Source organism: Anaerocolumna jejuensis DSM 15929, assembly GCF_900142215.1.
In the GTDB taxonomy this organism is placed as follows: Bacteria; Bacillota; Clostridia; order Lachnospirales; family Lachnospiraceae; genus Anaerocolumna; species Anaerocolumna jejuensis.
On the sequence record NZ_FRAC01000042.1, the window covers coordinates 26,793 to 44,039 of the forward strand.

The 17,247-nt window shown below is 39.0% G+C and carries 12 protein-coding genes, 1 tRNA gene, 1 rRNA gene and 1 riboswitch; of the genes, 3 read left to right on the top strand and 11 right to left on the bottom strand.

Annotated features, from left to right (window positions below; translation table 11 throughout):
* Positions 1 to 5: 5 nt before the first annotated feature.
* Both BUB77_RS27025 and BUB77_RS27030 read right to left on the bottom strand, forming a co-directional pair.
* Positions 6 to 1,613, bottom strand: a complete 1,608-nt coding sequence (locus tag BUB77_RS27025; protein ID WP_073280294.1) for a response regulator transcription factor — start codon at positions 1,611 to 1,613, stop codon at positions 6 to 8.
* A gap of 13 nt (positions 1,614 to 1,626) precedes the next feature.
* Positions 1,627 to 3,399, bottom strand: coding sequence for a sensor histidine kinase (locus BUB77_RS27030; RefSeq protein ID WP_073280295.1), 1,773 nt, complete (start codon positions 3,397 to 3,399; stop codon positions 1,627 to 1,629).
* A gap of 614 nt (positions 3,400 to 4,013) precedes the next feature.
* Between BUB77_RS27030 and BUB77_RS27035 the strand changes: the two genes are divergently transcribed.
* On the top strand, positions 4,014 to 4,832 hold the full coding sequence (locus tag BUB77_RS27035) for a MerR family transcriptional regulator (protein WP_073280296.1): 819 nt from the start codon (positions 4,014 to 4,016) through the stop codon (positions 4,830 to 4,832).
* Between the two features lie 124 nt (positions 4,833 to 4,956).
* Here BUB77_RS27035 and BUB77_RS27040 read toward each other — a convergent pair.
* Both BUB77_RS27040 and BUB77_RS27045 read right to left on the bottom strand, forming a co-directional pair.
* Positions 4,957 to 5,028 (bottom strand) — tRNA-Gln (locus BUB77_RS27040).
* A 307-nt stretch (positions 5,029 to 5,335) separates the two neighbouring features.
* A riboswitch (cyclic di-GMP riboswitch) is annotated at positions 5,336 to 5,425 on the bottom strand.
* 143 nt (positions 5,426 to 5,568) lie between these two features.
* Entirely contained in the window at positions 5,569 to 7,278 is a 1,710-nt protein-coding gene (locus BUB77_RS27045; RefSeq protein ID WP_073280297.1) for a S8 family peptidase, read from the bottom strand.
* Positions 7,279 to 7,496: 218 nt separating this feature from the next.
* Here BUB77_RS27045 and BUB77_RS27050 point away from each other — a divergent pair, with 218 nt between their 5' ends.
* The gene (locus tag BUB77_RS27050; RefSeq protein ID WP_073280298.1) at positions 7,497 to 8,342 is read left to right on the top strand and encodes a glycerophosphodiester phosphodiesterase family protein; all 846 of its coding nucleotides are present in this window, start codon (positions 7,497 to 7,499) and stop codon (positions 8,340 to 8,342) included.
* Positions 8,343 to 8,394: 52 nt separating this feature from the next.
* On the opposite strand, the gene BUB77_RS27055 is transcribed toward BUB77_RS27050, so the two are convergent.
* From BUB77_RS27055 to BUB77_RS27080, 6 genes are all read right to left on the bottom strand, one after another.
* The gene (locus BUB77_RS27055; protein WP_073280299.1) at positions 8,395 to 9,507 is read right to left on the bottom strand and encodes a phosphotransferase enzyme family protein; all 1,113 of its coding nucleotides are present in this window, start codon (positions 9,505 to 9,507) and stop codon (positions 8,395 to 8,397) included.
* A gap of 30 nt (positions 9,508 to 9,537) precedes the next feature.
* Positions 9,538 to 10,461, bottom strand: coding sequence for a sugar phosphate nucleotidyltransferase (locus BUB77_RS27060; protein ID WP_073280300.1), 924 nt, complete (start codon positions 10,459 to 10,461; stop codon positions 9,538 to 9,540).
* A 145-nt stretch (positions 10,462 to 10,606) separates the two neighbouring features.
* The gene (locus BUB77_RS27065) at positions 10,607 to 11,443 is read right to left on the bottom strand and encodes a carbohydrate ABC transporter permease (protein WP_073280301.1); all 837 of its coding nucleotides are present in this window, start codon (positions 11,441 to 11,443) and stop codon (positions 10,607 to 10,609) included.
* 12 nt (positions 11,444 to 11,455) lie between these two features.
* A complete protein-coding gene (locus tag BUB77_RS27070; protein WP_073280302.1) occupies positions 11,456 to 12,349 on the bottom strand; it encodes a carbohydrate ABC transporter permease in 894 nt (297 codons plus the stop codon).
* Between the two features lie 124 nt (positions 12,350 to 12,473).
* The gene (locus tag BUB77_RS27075) at positions 12,474 to 13,826 is read right to left on the bottom strand and encodes an ABC transporter substrate-binding protein (protein ID WP_073280303.1); all 1,353 of its coding nucleotides are present in this window, start codon (positions 13,824 to 13,826) and stop codon (positions 12,474 to 12,476) included.
* 82 nt (positions 13,827 to 13,908) lie between these two features.
* Positions 13,909 to 15,162: a Gfo/Idh/MocA family protein gene (locus BUB77_RS27080; protein WP_073280304.1), complete on the bottom strand. Its 1,254-nt coding sequence runs from the start codon at positions 15,160 to 15,162 to the stop codon at positions 13,909 to 13,911.
* A gap of 537 nt (positions 15,163 to 15,699) precedes the next feature.
* Here BUB77_RS27080 and BUB77_RS27085 point away from each other — a divergent pair.
* The gene (locus BUB77_RS27085) at positions 15,700 to 16,719 is read left to right on the top strand and encodes a LacI family DNA-binding transcriptional regulator (RefSeq protein ID WP_073280305.1); all 1,020 of its coding nucleotides are present in this window, start codon (positions 15,700 to 15,702) and stop codon (positions 16,717 to 16,719) included.
* 258 nt (positions 16,720 to 16,977) lie between these two features.
* Here the strand turns inward: BUB77_RS27085 and BUB77_RS27090 are convergent.
* Positions 16,978 to 17,247 (bottom strand): 23S ribosomal RNA (locus BUB77_RS27090); the annotation flags it as partial.

Genomic DNA, 17,247 nt, shown 5'->3' on the forward strand with positions numbered 1-17,247 from the left:
GATTTTCATTGCTTACGGTAGGTCCTGCGGTATTCAAGCGGTGTCAGACCGGTAGCCTTTTTAAATACGCGAAAGAAGTACTGGCTGTCTTCATAGCCCACTTCATTGGAAATATCCGAAATGCTCTTATCCGAGCTTACCAGATATTCGCAGGCCTTCTTAATGCGCAGCTCTTTGATAAAGTTTACCGTAGTCTGACCCGTTTCTTTTTTAAATATGGTGGAGAAATAATTGGGGCTGATAGCAAATTTCTCTGCCAATTCATTGATTGCAATATCTCTGTTGTAATGATCCCTGATGTACTTTATTCCCATTTTAATCTTATTTCTTGCATTGACGTCAATATCCGCATTGACCTGTATACAATCCAGCACCAGCATATAGAGGTAGCTGCGAAGGTCATCCATCGATTGAAAGGTATCAAAAATATCAAAATTCAAAATCAGCTTTTCCATATTTTTCGGGTCATTTGTAAAGACCGGGTTTGCCACGTTTAAAAGGATGTTGATTATCCTGGCCCATATAATACGGATATAGGAAGCATTATACCTTCTGATGCTTTCATCGGAAAATATATCATTAATCAAAAATTCAATATTCCCCGCATCCCTGCGCTCAATATACTGAAAAAGCATATGAAGCTCCGAGGAGGGGAACTGGTCGGCTGAAAGTATTCGGATATCATCATAGAAATATAGATTACTCTTCCCATGAATAATCCTCTGCAAAAGAGCTTCCTGCGCCTCCTTATTGCCTTCTGCCGATATTTCCGGCAGGGCGGAGCTGATGCCAAAGGTAAGAGAAATCTTCAGCTTTCTGCCCATATGGTTGGAAAGGCTGGTAAAAAGCTTCTCTGCTTCCACCCGCAGCTGGCTCTCATTGCTATGGGATATGAAGGCAAAGAGCTGATTCATATTGGCAAGATTGCTCACGATAATCTTTTCGCATTGGGAAGGCAGCTCTGTAAAAACATTCCGGATAGAGAATTTCACCAGTTCAATATCCCTGTAGCCAAAGCTGCCCTGCTCATAGCTTTCCACATCAATATTAATGAGAGTCACCATAATCCATCTGTTTTGCACCGGGAACTTCTGATACACCAGCTTGGCATTCTCCCTCTGCCACAGGGGGGAATCGGTCCTCAGCAGGTCATTGACGCTTTTATCAAAGAGCAGTCTTTTTTTCTCTTCAATCGAGCGGTTTCCCTCACTGACGGTACGCTTGAGGCTCTCCAGCTCATCCAGCTTGGCCACAACCTCCTCCACCGCTTTTTTCAAGGAATCATTGGAAATAGGCTTTAAGAGATAGGCCTTCACTCCCAGCTGAATGGCCTGCTCCGCATATTCAAATTCCGCATAGCCGCTGAGGATGATAAACTGAATATTCGGATAAAGGGGCTTTACCTGTTGAATAAAAGACAAGCCGTCCATTTCTGCCATTCGAATATCCGTTATTACAATATCCACCGGATGCTCCCCCAGGATTTCCATGGCCTGTTCCGCATTTTCTGCTTCATACAAGGCTTCCGGGATTAATTCCAGATATTCCAGCCTGGCTTTAATCCCATCCCGGATCAGCTTCTCATCATCCGCTATTAAAATACTTCGTTCCATTTGATGTCCCTCCCTACTGCATTAATGGCAAGTTTATGGTAAAGCAGCTTCCCCTGTTTAGAGCACTTTCAATCGTTATGCCGTATTCACTGCCACAGGCAAGCTTGATTCTCTGATTTACATTGCGGATACCTATGCTATGCCTCTTCTTGTCTTCGATATTGGAGTCATTGATATACCGGCTGATTTCTTCCAGCCTCTCTGCGTCCATGCCTGCCCCGTCATCCGCTATCTTTATCACCAGCAGCTCTTCCTCCCTGCTGATGGATATCTCAAGTGTTCCCTTTCCTTCCATATTGCTCAGTCCGTGAACAATGGCATTTTCAACAATGGGCTGAAGGATGAACCGAAGAATCCGCTTATCCTCCGCCTCCTTGTCCACATTGTAAAATACCTCGAATTTATTACCGAATCTGGTCTGCTGAATATATACATAGTTCTTCGTGTGTGCCAGCTCCTGGGTCACTGTTACAAATTCCCCGTAATTCTTGCCCAGGCTGTAACGGAAATTCTCACCGAGCTTTTCGCATAAATCACAGATGATAAATACTTTGTTCACCGCTGCAATGGAGCTGATGGTCTCTAGGGTATTATACAAAAAATGGGGGTTAATCTGGAGCTGCAGGTTGCGGAACTCACTTTCCTTTTTCTCCAGCTGCTGGATATAATTTTTCTTGATAAGCCCGTCCAGCTTTAAAAGCATGTGGCTGAACTGCCTGTCCAGTACAGTAATTTCATCATTTCCTTCAATTTCTTCGGTAATGGTAAGGTCTCCGGTTTCCGCCACCTTGAATTTATCGATAAGCCTGGCTACCCTTCCTGAAAAGCCCCTGGTAAAGACAAAGGCTGTTACTACAATTACCGCAGCCACAATAAGAAAGATGGGAAAGAGGGTACTCTCAATTTCGGACTTTCTATTTATCAGCTGCTGGTTGCTGAACAGGAAAATCATTTTAAGCCCGTAATTTTTTTCAAAGCCCGTACATACCATAGCATCTTTATAATAATTAATGCGCTTCTTACTAAGCTGCTCATAAGTCGTTTTATCCGTAATGCCATTATAGTCCGTGTTGGAAGAATAGACGGTACGGTTGCCCTGGTCCAGAATAATAACATCGTAGGAATAGTTTTCTTCACTGTCATCCATCGTCGGTGAAAATAGCTTTTCCATATATAAATCCAGCTTGATAAAGCCTACATATTTGGTTTTATAATTGGTAACATCCAGATAGACAATTTTCTGGATAAGGGAAAGAATGGTACTCCTCTTTTTATCACCGGAAGAATAAATGAAATAATCCTTTGTCAATGCCTCATGATTGATATACCAGATTTCCGTACTTGCGCCTTCCATCATGGTAACCCTGTTGCCATAGATCTTATTATCTGTAATATCCGAATACACCATGCAGTTGCGGAGCTCAGGGCTGTCCAGGTGAAGGGATTTATTGATTTCAACACTTACATTTGTGCCCCTTACATAGGGATTCTTATTCTTGGTGTTGCCAAGAAGTGTATCCAATACGATGGTGTTATTGGAAATTTGCCTTAAACTGTCCTTGTACTGGTAAAAACTATTCTCCAGGTTCGAGGTATATTGGGCTGCCAGCTGATAATGGGAATTCACCAGTTCCTCCGTAACCATGCTGCTGATTTTACGAAATAAAACCGTACTGACAAATATAATCGGAATAAAGCTGATAATAACCGTAAAAAGCACCAACTGAGTAAATATTGTGCCTGAATGTAATATATTTCTGCGTTTTTGCTTCCTTCTGACTCTCATGCTAATCTCCATGTGTTATCCCAACAGGTTGTCAATCTATGTTAGCATTGTACTATGAACTTTCATAAGATTCCACCTAAAAATAAATTTACTTCTTTTATAAGTTTATTGATATTGAATATTTTAGTTCCACATTTATATTATTGTCCATACATATTGGTTACTATATTGGATAATAGTGTTCTTCACCTGCATCCTATGTACCGGCTGCATATAATTACGACGATGGTACCTACAAAGGTACACTGAATTTAACCCGTGCAGCATGTTCAGCACCTACTGCCATAGGGAATTACTTACAGGTAACAATATTTACGGATTATTCCGGCACGGTTTACTATAAATAAATCACAGCCTATAGGCCTGTATACGTGAATATAAAGAACATCCTATTATGATAACTACGTCAATACCGAAGTTCCTAACTGGGGAGCCTAAAGCAAAGAAATAGGAAATCCAGTCTGAATAGCATAAGAGCCTGCCGCCAAATAGATTTTAATCCAGGGTGCGGCAGGCTCTTTTTAATTTTATAAAATCACCTGTTGACTCTCACATTATGGTATACTCTATACTGAATATGAGCTCAAGAAACACATATATGTGAGGTATAATAAATGTTAAAAATAGGAGATTTTTCCAAACTATCAAGAATCAGTATACGGATGCTGCGGCATTATGACGAGATTGGACTGCTGGTGCCAAAAACCATTGATTCTTTTACAAGCTACCGGTATTACAGTGAAGACCAGCTGCCGGTCTCCGGAAGGATTACAGCTTTAAAGGACATGGGCTTCAATCTGGCGACCATTGCAGAAATATTAAAAAGCTATGATAATCCCCAGGCCCTTGCGAAATTTTTGGCAGTCAAGCAGGCTGAGGTACAGGAAGAAGTCCATCAAACAAACAACCGTCTGCTGCTTCTTGAAACAGCCATCGAGCGGCTGAGAAAGGACGATACCGCTATGAATTATAACGTTACATTAAAAACATTACCTGAACGATATGTTGCCAGCGTAAGAAAGCTAATCCCGGCTTATGATAAGGAGGGCTTGCTCTGGAATATTCTGATGACCGAAACGGCAGCTTTAAACCTGCAGCCGGCTGAAAACTGCTACACTCTTGCTATCTTCCATGACGAAGGCTTCAAGGAAAGTGATGTGGATGTGGAAATACAGGAAACGGTGAAAGGAACCTATCAAAATACAGAAAACGTAGTATTCAAATCCGTTCCTGCCATCCAGATAGCCTCCGCCACCTACAAAGGCAGCTATGATCAGCTTACAACCGTAAACCATGCCGTTGCCAACTGGGTCAACGACAATGGCTGCGAATTTAACGGTGCCATGTTCTGCATATACCATGTGAGCCCTGCCCAGACCCAGAACCCGGAGGAATTGGTAACAGAGGTATGCTTTCCTGTTAAAAGGAAATAGAACTAATATCTATGTGTGAAGTTAGAGTCTAATTAACAAAAAAGAAAATATCTATATTATATTTGCTTGTTTCCAAGCACAACGAAAAACCCTGTAACCATACCAGTTACAGGGTTTTACTTAGCTGGGCTACAAGGATTCGAACCTTGAGATGCTGGAGTCAGAGTCCAGTGCCTTACCGTTTGGCGATAGCCCAATATTTATTAATCTCTTATGTTTCTGACAAGCTCTGTGTCAGCCACGAATGATATTATAACTCAAACTTTTCTCAAAAGCAAGCATTATTTTGAATTTTTTTTATTTTTTTAATTTTTTTGAACATTCAAACTTTTTGTCTTTATCCGGAAGAAATCAGAGAAAGAGATTATGGAAAGCCCCAAACCTAGCTTTCCATAATCTCTACGCCATACCATCTCCCCATAGGTATGATTCCTGTATTACACTAATTACCCGCCCTCATTGCAAATTAGTAAAATTTATAAAAAAGCATAAAAAAAGCTCCCTTCGGTAACTGGCTGCCAGCTAAATGATTCATTTAGTAAGGCCCTGTAGTTTTGCGTCCCTGTTTTTCAAGAGGTTTGCCTTTATCGGTGAAACCACCGCATTTTCCGTATCTTAAGACTTTTTCTATCTGATTAATATTCTAACATATCTAACTTAGGATGTAAATAGGAATATACTCCGGGTTATCCTGGATAGAAAAGAAGGCAGAGCGGATTCCCCCTGCCGCTTTCTTCTATCCGGGCTCTCCCCGCAAGCTGATAAAGGTATTATAAATATCAATAATACCATATCCCCATTCTGTATTGGGATAGGTATTGTTCGGATCTCTTTTCGCACCTCTGATAAGCAGGTTTTTCATTTCAACACTGTCAAGCTGAGAATAATAACCTGATTGTTTCCCCCATTGCAGCAGCATTGCCGTTATCCCTGCCGCATGAGCAGCTGCACCACTGGTTCCTGTCCTTTTTCCATAGGTTCCTCCCGGCTCGGGTCCCGTTAAATTCACCCCCGGTGCCGCAAGACTTGGGGTTACCGCACCAACTCTTGTAAAGCCTCTGCCTGCCTGCAAATACAAGCTGTTATTTGTATAGTCATAAGCAGTCACTACAATTGGAATAGCCGCATTTCCCGGAGATGTCACGGTAACATTGGGCGTTGGCTGCACAAAAAATGTCTCAGTCCCTATAAACGCCGTAATGGGCAGCCATATATGAAATTCTGCATTTAAATCTCCTGTGGAATATACTTTAAATCTCCATATACCCTCTGTCGGATTATCAAAATTTATTAAAATCAGCTGGTCGCCTGTCTGAGTTTCAAGGAGAAAATAATCCACGTGAATTACCGTTTCTTCAAAAATAAACCTTATTTCTCTGGATTCCCCTATTCTTGCCGGTATTCTGGGTATGTATTCACCAGTGGGAGAAAGGATGTCTATGGAAAAGGTCCCCGGTGCATTTCCCCATAGCTGCATGGAAAAGCCTTTGATATTCGGTCCTACTTTTAATTCTACCATATTGGACTGTTCCCCGCCTCTGCTAATAAGCCCCTGAAAATGGTGTCCTGAATTCCCTTCATTTCCGGCTGCTACCGTGATAGCAACGCCTGGCTGGTCAGCAAGATTTGATATAAAGATTGACAAGGGCACCCTTCCGTCATGGGAGCCCTGGGAAGAGCCAAGTCCAATACATATTGCAATAGGCCTTTCCAATTTTCTCGCCATATCTGCCAAATAACGGACTCCAAACATAATATCATTCTCCTGATAACATACGGCATCGGAGGGTACACGAAAAACTTCCCTGATGTTCTGTTTCGCCTGCTTCAGCTTCACTACAACAAGCTCTGACATCGGGGCTACTCCTGAGAATTCATTCGTAAGACTCGGCGTTCCTGCTGCAATTCCTGCCAAAAATGTACCATGTCCTAACTCATCTACAGTTGGAACTACTGAATGGGGATTCTCACTTCTTAAAGCTTCATTTATCTGTTCTCTGCTATATTCTGTGCCATAATTATAGGTATCAGGATAGGGACCGGCAGGAATCGTCTGATCCCATATTGATATTATTCTGGTCGTTCCGTCTGCATTACGGAAGGCCTCATGGGTATAATCGATGCCGGTATCCACTATGCCAATCAGAACCCCCTCCCCTAACAATGCAAGATTCGGTACATTCCTTACACGGGTCACTCCAGAAGCTTCTAGGCTGCCAACATCCATTAAGCCAAATAAACCCGGAAATATCCCATACCCATAGGTATGTAGCAGGTCTGTTACAGAAACATTTACCGTCGGTGTATATACTACTGCATAATTATCATCTATGGCATTATAACAGGAATTAGGGAATGATTCCAAGGTACTGATATTTTTTCTATATTCAACAATAAAATCACTGTAATCTTCACTAATTATCGAATCCCTGCAAATTTGATCCAAAGTTTTATTCCCTCAAGTTAAGCTTAATTAAATATATGTTTAGTGACTGTGTTTATTCTTTTTTAACGAAAGCCATAAGAAATAACAACTTGCATAAGTTCATTATAAATATATGTAAAATTATTTTAAGCAGGATTGTAGGTTCCCCTTTAGAATGTTATAATGGTTTCATTCGATAAGAATCCATTATCTTACGATTATGCTTTAGGAGGCGATTTATGTTGTTATACTTGATAATAATCCTGTTAATACTCGTTTTGCTGTATTTTGGTGCCATTATGCCCCGGGTATTTAACCGAAAGAACTTTTCACCATTTGACGGAAGATATTATGCACACAGAGGACTTCACAGCGATCCGGATAAAATACCCGAGAACTCGCTTTCTGCCTTTAAACTAGCCGTAGAGCATAATTATGGCATAGAAATGGATGTGCAGCTTTCGAAAGACAACATTCCGGTAGTTTTCCATGATTTCACTTTAAAAAGGGTGTGCCGGCTCAATAAAAAGGTCCATGAATTAACCTATGACGAGCTGAGAAAACTGCATTTAAACCAGTCTACTGAAACCATACCGACCTTAAAGGAGGTTCTTGAAACAGTGAATGGTAAAGTTCCTCTCATCATTGAATTTAAAGTGGAATTTACCAATACATCTGTCTGTGATATTACTGCTCCCATGCTGGAGAAGTATAAGGGCATCTACTGTATTGAGTCCTTTAACCCTCTTGTGCTGTTCTGGTATAGAAGAAAGCGCCCTGCCATTATAAGAGGTCAGTTGGCCAGTAACCTGGTAAAAGACAAAGAGGTAGGCAGCCGTACCTTGTTTTTCATCCTGCAGAATCTCCTCCTGAATTTCATAATTAAGCCTGATTTTATTTCTTTTAATTATAAATACCGGAATATGCTCTCATTTTCTCTCTGCAAACATTTTTACCATACTCCTTCTTTTGCCTGGACTATCAGAGACCAGAAAAGCCTGGAGGAAAGCAGGGAAAGCTTTGATTATTTTATTTTTGACCACTTTATCCCTGATTCATCTCCGAAGGAAAAAACGTCACACTAACTATTTTCAGATTACACAAAACAAAAAGCTGCCGGTGAGCAGCCTTTTCTTTTTAACGATATTTTAATACTATTTTCTGCATCTCATCCCATTTCATCTCCATATCCTCCACTAATCTTAATTGTGTGCGGCATCGGTCCAGATTGTGCCCTTCTCTATGGACTCTAAAATAGGTATCTCCCTGCAAATAATCCGTAAGGAATCTCATTCCACATTCCATTGCCATGGTCTTTGCACCATATGGTAACATTTCAATTTCCATATCCGTAAGACTTCCGCTGCAGCCTTCCAAATATCCTTTCACATAAGTCTCAAACAATTCCAAATCAAGGTGTACTTTTGATAGATCCTGCTCGTCTTCCACCGCTGTATTTGCACCAAAACGAATGGAATCACCAAAATCAAAGATTGCAAGGCCAGGCATAACGGTGTCAAGATCAATAACACAGACTCCTTTTCCCGTTTTATTATCAATCATAATATTATTAAGCTTGGTGTCATTATGTGTTACTCGCAGCGGCAGTGCTCCGTCTGCCAGTTTTTTTGCACATAATTCCATATCTTCTTTATGGCTGATATAGAAATCAATCTCTTTTTTTACAGAAGCAGCACGGTTGCAAACATCTTCTTTTACCGCCTTAAGAAATGTCTGATAGCGAACAGGTGTGTTGTGGAAATCAGGAATTGTTTCATATAACTTTGAAGCATCAAATGAAGTTAATAAGCGTTGAAAATTCCCAAAGGAAACTGCACTTTGATAGAAATCTTCCTTCTTTCTAACCTGTTCAAGAGAAGCTGCATCTTCAATAAAGTTGTACATTCTCCAATAGCAGCCTATACTATCCTTATAGTAGTACTTTCCTTCTTTTGTATAAACAAGATTTAAGGTCTCTCTTTCCGGATCTCCTCCCTTCTCCTGAATTCTGGTCTTCAGAAAATGCGTCACACTTTCAATATTAGCTATAAGCTTTTCCGGCTCTGTGAATATTTCATGATTCATACGCTGTAAGATATATCTCTTACTTGTTTGGTTTTTCTGACAGTTTACAATGAAAGTGTCATTAATATGTCCGTTTCCATATTGTTTATAATTTACAATTTCTCCCTCTACGCAAAATGCTTCCACTGCTGTATTTATCTTTACACAAAATTCTTCTCTTGTCATACGAAATCTCCGTTTTCAACTTATTCTACTTTACTCATTCCAAAGATACTCCGGATAAACTCCTTGTATCTTTAATTGAGCGATTGTTTCAACAACCTTTTCTTTATCTTCTTTATAAGTAACTCCAAACCATTTATCTTTCGTCTTTAATACCTTAACTTCTGACTTTCCGGATTCTAATAGCTGTTGTACAACTGTCGGAAGAAAGAATTCACTCTTTAAAGGATTTGACGGCACTTCCTCCTCAAGGAATTGAAGAAAGGATTTTTCTAATTCATCCATGATACTATTTTTAAATCCCCATAAATTCATTGATACGATGCTATCCGGCGAAATAGAGCTCCATGTTCCTCCATTATCATCCGAATATTCTGCACCACTGCCTCGTTTTTCTATTTTTGTTTTTTCTTCAATTCTTTGTAAATAACCTTGTGCATTTACTTCACAGACACCTCTTGAAACAAAACCATTCTCCGTAAGTGTATTAGCTAATACATATCCGACCATTGCATAGGAATAGGCTTTATGTTCATTTTCCTCTATTAAAGCATTATAAATCATCTTGAATGCCTCAGTCCCATAATAATCATCCGCATTGATCACTGCAAATGGTCCATCAACATGTTCTTTACAGCATAATATTGCATGGCCCGTACCCCATGGTTTGTGTCTTCCTTCCGGAACCTGATATTTCGAAGGAATCCTTTCCACCTCTTGATAAACATATTCCACTTCAACGAGCTTTGAAATTCTATCTCCTATCTTTTCTTTAAAATCTTTTTCGATTTCCTTCTTAATGATAAATACAATTTTCTCAAATCCTGCACGAATTGCATCATAGATAGAAAAATCAATGATTATATGTCCCTGCTCATCCACAGAATCAATTTGCTTTAATCCGCCATATCTGCTGCCCATTCCTGCTGCCATAATTACCAGTATTGGTTTTTTCATATTGTATGCTCCTTTTTTCAGGGTTTATTCTAGTTGTTTTGTTACGTAATTCCTTAATTCTTCTTTGCAGCCTGTCATCTTATACCGGGAATATATTTAAAAAGAATCCGGCAAAAAACCGGATTCAAAATATCTTTTTACTGTTTTATCCCTTAATTCCAGTATGAGCAACGCCTTCAATAAACTGTTTTTGAAAGATTGCAAATATTACAATAATCGGAACAACCGATAATATTGCACCTGCCATTACGCCAGGGAAATCTGTTACATATTGGCCCTGTAAATAAGACAGTGCCGCCGATAACGTCATCTTATCCGTGGAGGTATTAACAATTAAAGGCCACATCAAATCGTTCCAGGAAAATTTAAATGTTAAGATTCCAAGTGATACAAGGCCCGGCTTAACAAGAGGAAGCATAATCTTTACAAATACCTTTCCTCTGTTACAGCCATCAATATAAGCCGCATCCTCCAGCTCCTGCGGTAATGAGATAAAAAATTGCCGTAACAAGAACGTTCCCATCGCACTGAATAAATTTGGTAAAAACAATGCAGGTATGGTATTCAGAAGGCCCATCTTATAGACCATTCTATACTGCGGCAGAATAAAAAAGGTACCAGGTACCATCAGTACTGCAAGCAAGGTAACAAAAATTATATCCCTTCCAGGGAATTTAATTCTGGCAAATGAATAAGCAGCCATAGAGCAGAATATCAGCTGAGCTGTCACTGTAACCACTGCTGAAACCGTTGTATTGAAGTAAATCTTTACAAATGGAAGCTTCTTGGTTATTGAAGTAAAGTTATAAAGCTTTAAGCTTTCCGGAAAGATTGTCGGTGGAATCATCATTGCCTCGTTCGCCGACTTAAAAGAGGTAAGAATCATCCATAAAAAAGGGAACAGTGCAACAAAAGACCCAACAATCAATACAATATAAACTAACGTTTTACGAATCAAAGACTTATTTGACTTACTAGGCATCTTCAGCACTCCTTAATCATAATTTACCCATTTTTTTTGCATCTTCATCTGGAACATCGTGATTATCATAATAATCAGGAACAGCATAACAGCAATTGCAGAAGCATATCCCTTATTGGAATAATCAAAAGCCGTACGATAGAAATACATAACCACTGACTGGGTATACTTAATCGCATTGCTCTTTGTACCAATCATTAAATAAATACCATCAAATGTCTGGAAGGTTGAAATAATAATCATGATTACTACATAAAAAAGTGTCGGTGTCAGAAGCGGAAGGGTTATTTTCCAAAACCTCTTAAAAGTTGTTGCTCCATCCATATCAGCCGCTTCATAATATTCTTTCGATATACCCTGTATTCCTGCAAGCAGAATAATCATATAATATCCGACATTCGACCAGATAGCTACACTGCAGACACAGATAAGTGCCGTATGTTTATTATTCAGCCATTGTACCGGGTCGGCACCAAAGAAACCAAGTATACCGTTTAATACTCCATAATCTCCATTAAAAATCCATCGCCAAACCATAGAAACAGCTGCCGCCATAGTAATTGCAGGAAGGAAATATACTACTCTAAATACAGATAAGCCTTTTATTTTTGTATTAAGAAGCACTGCTATAATCAATGAAAATATAACAGTAACCGGAACAATGATAATTACATATTTAAATGTATTGATAAGTGTCTGCCACATCTGTGCATCTGTTAACATCCTTTTGTAATTATCCAGTCCAACAAATCCCTGTCTTCTATCAAACGCTCCAATCTTAAAGAAGCTGTCAAAAATCACTTGAAAAAAAGGATAAAAATAAAAAGCTATTAGACCAAGCGTAACAGGAGCAATCATTAAATAGCCCCAAAAATATTCATTTCTTTTTTTATTATTTACTTTCATCTATCCAACCTCTCTGCATTGCATTCGGTTTATCAGTTGTCTGATTTTTTGATTATTATTACGATTATCAGGAAAGAGTAGCCTGTTTCCAGGACTACTCTTTCTCCTTATTCCTATTTGCCAATTACTGCTGGGCCTCAAGAATACCATTCATCTGGCTTGTAATATTAGCACATGCATCATCTAAAGATGCCTCTAAGGAGTATACAGGCATTAATTCATTCCAAACAACATCTGCCCATTGAGTAAATCCTTTACTTGCAGGATATGTATAGGCACACTCCTTTGCTTCCTGTGAGAAGATACCCATGTTGTATTGAGGATAATGCTTAAAGAAAAGGTCGGAATATCCTGTATAGGCAGGAATTGCAGCACCTGATTTACCAAGGATTTCGTTTGCTTCAGTACCTGCTAAGTAGTTGACCCATGCCCATGCGGCATCCGGATTTTTTGAACTTGCAGAAATACAGTTTGCTTTTCCATGAATAACAGATGCTCTTTTTCCGTTAATTGTCGGAAGCAGTGCAACATCGCACTTATCAGCAAAGTCAGCTTTCGGATCAGCAAAATTAGCAGCAAACCAGTCGCCGGCAAAAAGCATAGCAACTTTACCTGACATGAATTGAATATAATCAGCATTTTCCGATAAGGAAGCCTGTGAAGGGGAATAACCGGCCTTCATTAAATCAATCCAGCATTGGATACCTTGTTTTGTAGCATCCTGATCAAAGCCGCATGCTGTTTTGTCTTCGTTTAAAATATAGCCGCCTGCTGCAAATACTGTATTATAGAAACCGCCTTGGTCAGAATAGCCTGCAGAAATACCATAAATGTTCTTTTCGGTATTTGTAAGTTTTTTTGCTGCTGCTTTTAAATCATCCCAGGTCCAGGAATCAGTCGGATAAGAAACTCCGGCTGCGTCAAATAATTCTTTATTGTACCATAAGCCGATAGTATCATAATCGATTGGAATACCATATTGCACACTATCAACATTATACAAATCTTTCATCGCTGCAGGATAATTATTCATATCTAAGCCGGATGAAGTAATATAATCAGCAAGGGAAAGTACTATTCCGGCTTCCGCATATTTATTGATATTAGGTCCATTCATCTGGAATACATCTGCAACACTGCCGCCGGTAGCAGCTGTTTCTAATTTTGTCCAATACTCTGTCCAGGTAGTTGGCTCAAGAACGATTGTGATATTGGGATTTTGGCTTTCAAATTTTGTCTTGCACTCTTCCAGATAAGGTGCCAAGCTATCCTGCCAATAAGCATAATGGATTTCTGCAGGTTCACCTGTATATCCCGTAGACTTCCCGCCGTTTGTATTTTCTTTGCCTGCATCAGTTGCTGCTTCTGTTGCTGCCGGTTCCGGATTACTATTGTCTTTCTTGCTACCACAGCCCGCTAACATTGATATGGTTAATCCTACACATAAGATTGAAGCTAATAACTTCTTAGACCTCATAAATTTCCTCCTCTTGTTTGCTTTATTAAATTAACTAGACCCCAGCCTAGGTAATTACAATGAACTGCTTTTAAATCAACTTTTATTTAAGAAGTTCCTTCTTCAGAGCATCCATGTCAATAATTTGATTCATTAATCTGGATTCTTCTGCTGCATATGCCATAACATGGCTTTCTATTGAACGATTGATAGATGTTTTGCTGTTTTTTCCATCTTCCATTGCGCCTGCAATAAAGTCCAGCATCAATCCATAATCCCCACCACCATGGAATCCTTCCGCACTTTCTACCTGTATCGTTTTTTCCTCTCCGGTATATTTGGAGTTGGATGAATACTTTGTGATTTTAATCATGTTATCACTGTCATCCCCAATAATGTCTCCATTTTCGCACATTATTTTGATGGTCCGATGCATCTTATTAGAGAATCCGCTTAAATGGAATGTTGCTGTTACTCCATTCTTAAATTCTATATTGGTAACCTGATTATCGCAAACATTATTATCACATTTATAGACACACCTTCCGTAAGGACTTGTTTCAAAGCTCTTCATAAGTCCTTCTTCCGTTTGGTCCTCACTCACTACAGTTGCAGGCCATTCTCCGGCAACCGGCAGATACGCTTTACGAGCATCAAAGCGGCATTGGTCTGCTACCTTGCATTCCATGCAGCGCTCCGCACTTCCTTCCGGTGCATTCTCACGGCAGAAATATTGTAAATTTCCAAAAGACGATACCTTTTTCGCTTCACTTCCGGCCAGCCAAACAAGTATATCCATATCATGACAGGATTTCTGCATAATGATCGGACTTGTCTCATCGCTGTTTCTCCAATTTCCCCGAACAAAGGAATGTGCCATGTGGAAATTACCTATATTTTCTGCATGCTGTATTGTAATTACTTTACCCAGTTCACCGGAATCAATAATCTGTTTAATAGCGGCAAAGAAATTGGTATAGCGTAATACGTGACATACAACAATGTTTCTGTTACATTCGTTTGCCTTTTCCTGAATCAGCAGGCATTCCTTCGGATCTGGTGAAATTGGTTTTTCAAGTAAAATATTATATCCCAACTCCAATGCTTTTATCGTCTGCAGATAATGATCACGATCCATTGAAGCGATTATGATGGCATCTGCTACCTTTCCGGCATTAAAAAAAGCATCTGAATTATCAAAAGCCATTTCTGGCGATATGTGAAACCTTTCTTCGGCAATTTTTCTTTTTTCTTTATTGGGATCTACAACCGCAACAATTTCATTCTGCATACTATCAAATGCATATCCGGCATAGATCATTCCGCGCTGTCCAGCGCCTATTAATGCTATCTTCAAATGTAAAAACTCCTTCCTCTTATACAACGTCTTATCAACGTTATATAACGTCACATTGACGTCTTTGTTACGTTATGTAATTACCTGTTTGTTTACTAAACTCCTTTAATATAATATCATTATATTTATGATTTTGAAATAGGCTTTTTGCATAATATGAATAGTTTTTTTTGTGCATTTTGTTTATATTTATACTTATTAATTCAAATTAAGTCGTTATCAGCTAAGTAAACGTATCATGATACGTTAAATTTTACGTTTGAAGATTAGTTCAATAAAACATAAAAATGTTTAACGAATTCTAATGTAATTAATTAACAAATCCTTGACTTTTGCCATAATATATCTTATAGTAAAATGTATAATTTACTAAACAATCAATACAACAGACAATATTCGAAATAAAATTAAAATGGTATTAATTGAATTAAGTGCAGAAATTTAACTGAGATTTTTTAGACTTGAAACTGCATAACAACTGTCCTTAGACAAGGGCATAGTTAACAATTAACTACTATAATGCAAGGAGATTCTTCGATGAGTACAATTCGTGATGTCGCTAAACTGGCAAATGTATCTACTGCTACGGTATCCCGTGTGTTAAACAACGATTCAAAATATAAAATGACCACAGAAACCAAGAATCGCGTATTGGATGCGGTAACCACTCTGGATTACAAGGTGCAGACCAGAACTTCCAAGAAAAAAATTATAACTGCTTCACAAGATACAACACGCATAAAAATTGGCTGTATCTTAAGCGTAACCAAAAAAAAATATAACGACCCTTATTTTATGGCTATTTTATCCGGCGTTGAAAAACTACTGTTTTCAAAAGGTTATGATATTTCTTTTATAAGAACCGGTCCTGAATTGGAAGACCACAACTGTTTAACATCCACTTTTCAGGAATATATTTCAGGCCTCATATTAATGGAACCTCTTAACAAGGAGGTCTACAATTATATTCGAAAACATGTTCCTCATATTGTAGGAATAGATACCCAAAGAACAGATATTGATAATGTCGGTTATGATCATTATCAAATTGCCGATGCAGCAACTAAACATCTGATTAGTAAAGGCCACACCAAGATTGGTTTTATAGGAGGAACCTTAGGAGCCCAGCAGATCAAACAAAGCCAGCGTTTTCAGGGTTATTATTTGGCCATGCATTCTGCCGGCCTTGAGGTCAATGACCAGTGGACTATCAATTGCCAATGGGATGAAGAACTTTGTGCCAATAAAGTTGATTATTTATGCAAGACCCAAAATTATCCGACTGCTTTTTTCGTTGCCAGCGACCTTATGGCTATGGCTGCTATGAACAGTTTCTATGTTAACAACATATCTGTCCCGAAAGACGTTGCGATAATAGGTATGTCCGACATTGAAATTTCCCGGTTTTCCAATCCCCCATTAACTACGATTCATGTACCGATGGAGGAAATTGGAATGGTTGCGGCCAATCTGCTATTAGAAAGAATACATGGTTATGATTTATTACCTCAGAAAGTAATCCTGCCAACTTCGTTGGTTCTTAGAAGTTCAACCTGATAAAAGGCGGAACTTCTTTTTTCTGTGGTTAAAACATTAGTTATACACATTTTTCTTTTATAAGGAATTTATTATACACATTTTTCTTTTATAAAGATTTTATTATACACATTTTTCTTTTATAAAGATTTTATTATACACAAAAAAGCTGCCATCAGGCAGCTTTTCATTTATTCGATAACTCTCTAATCTTCTCTATTTAAATATCTTCAAGATTATATCTTCAAAACCACACATTTTTTTGATTCCATCTAATTTTAGGTCAAGCCCTCGACCTATTAGTATTAGTCAGCTACATGCATTACTGCACTTCCACCTCTAACCTATCCACCTGATCGTCTTTCAGGGGTCTTACTAGCTTATGCTATGGGATATCTTATCTTGAGGGGGGCTTCACGCTTAGATGCCTTCAGCGTTTATCCCTTCCCGACTTGGCTACCCGGCCATGCACTTGGCAGTGCAACCGGTACACCAGAGGTCAGTCCAACCCGGTCCTCTCGTACTAAGGTCAGCTCCTCTCAAATATCC

Coding starts and splice junctions, on each gene's coding strand:
- BUB77_RS27025 (WP_073280294.1), bottom strand. CDS start 1,613: ATGGAACGAAGTATTTTAATAGCGGATGATGAGAAGCTGATCCGGGAT.
- BUB77_RS27030 (WP_073280295.1), bottom strand. CDS start 3,399: ATGAGAGTCAGAAGGAAGCAAAAACGCAGAAATATATTACATTCAGGC.
- BUB77_RS27035 (WP_073280296.1), top strand. CDS start 4,014: ATGTTAAAAATAGGAGATTTTTCCAAACTATCAAGAATCAGTATACGG.
- BUB77_RS27050 (WP_073280298.1), top strand. CDS start 7,497: ATGTTGTTATACTTGATAATAATCCTGTTAATACTCGTTTTGCTGTAT.
- BUB77_RS27055 (WP_073280299.1), bottom strand. CDS start 9,507: ATGACAAGAGAAGAATTTTGTGTAAAGATAAATACAGCAGTGGAAGCA.
- BUB77_RS27060 (WP_073280300.1), bottom strand. CDS start 10,461: ATGAAAAAACCAATACTGGTAATTATGGCAGCAGGAATGGGCAGCAGA.
- BUB77_RS27065 (WP_073280301.1), bottom strand. CDS start 11,443: ATGCCTAGTAAGTCAAATAAGTCTTTGATTCGTAAAACGTTAGTTTAT.
- BUB77_RS27070 (WP_073280302.1), bottom strand. CDS start 12,349: ATGAAAGTAAATAATAAAAAAAGAAATGAATATTTTTGGGGCTATTTA.
- BUB77_RS27075 (WP_073280303.1), bottom strand. CDS start 13,826: ATGAGGTCTAAGAAGTTATTAGCTTCAATCTTATGTGTAGGATTAACC.
- BUB77_RS27085 (WP_073280305.1), top strand. CDS start 15,700: ATGAGTACAATTCGTGATGTCGCTAAACTGGCAAATGTATCTACTGCT.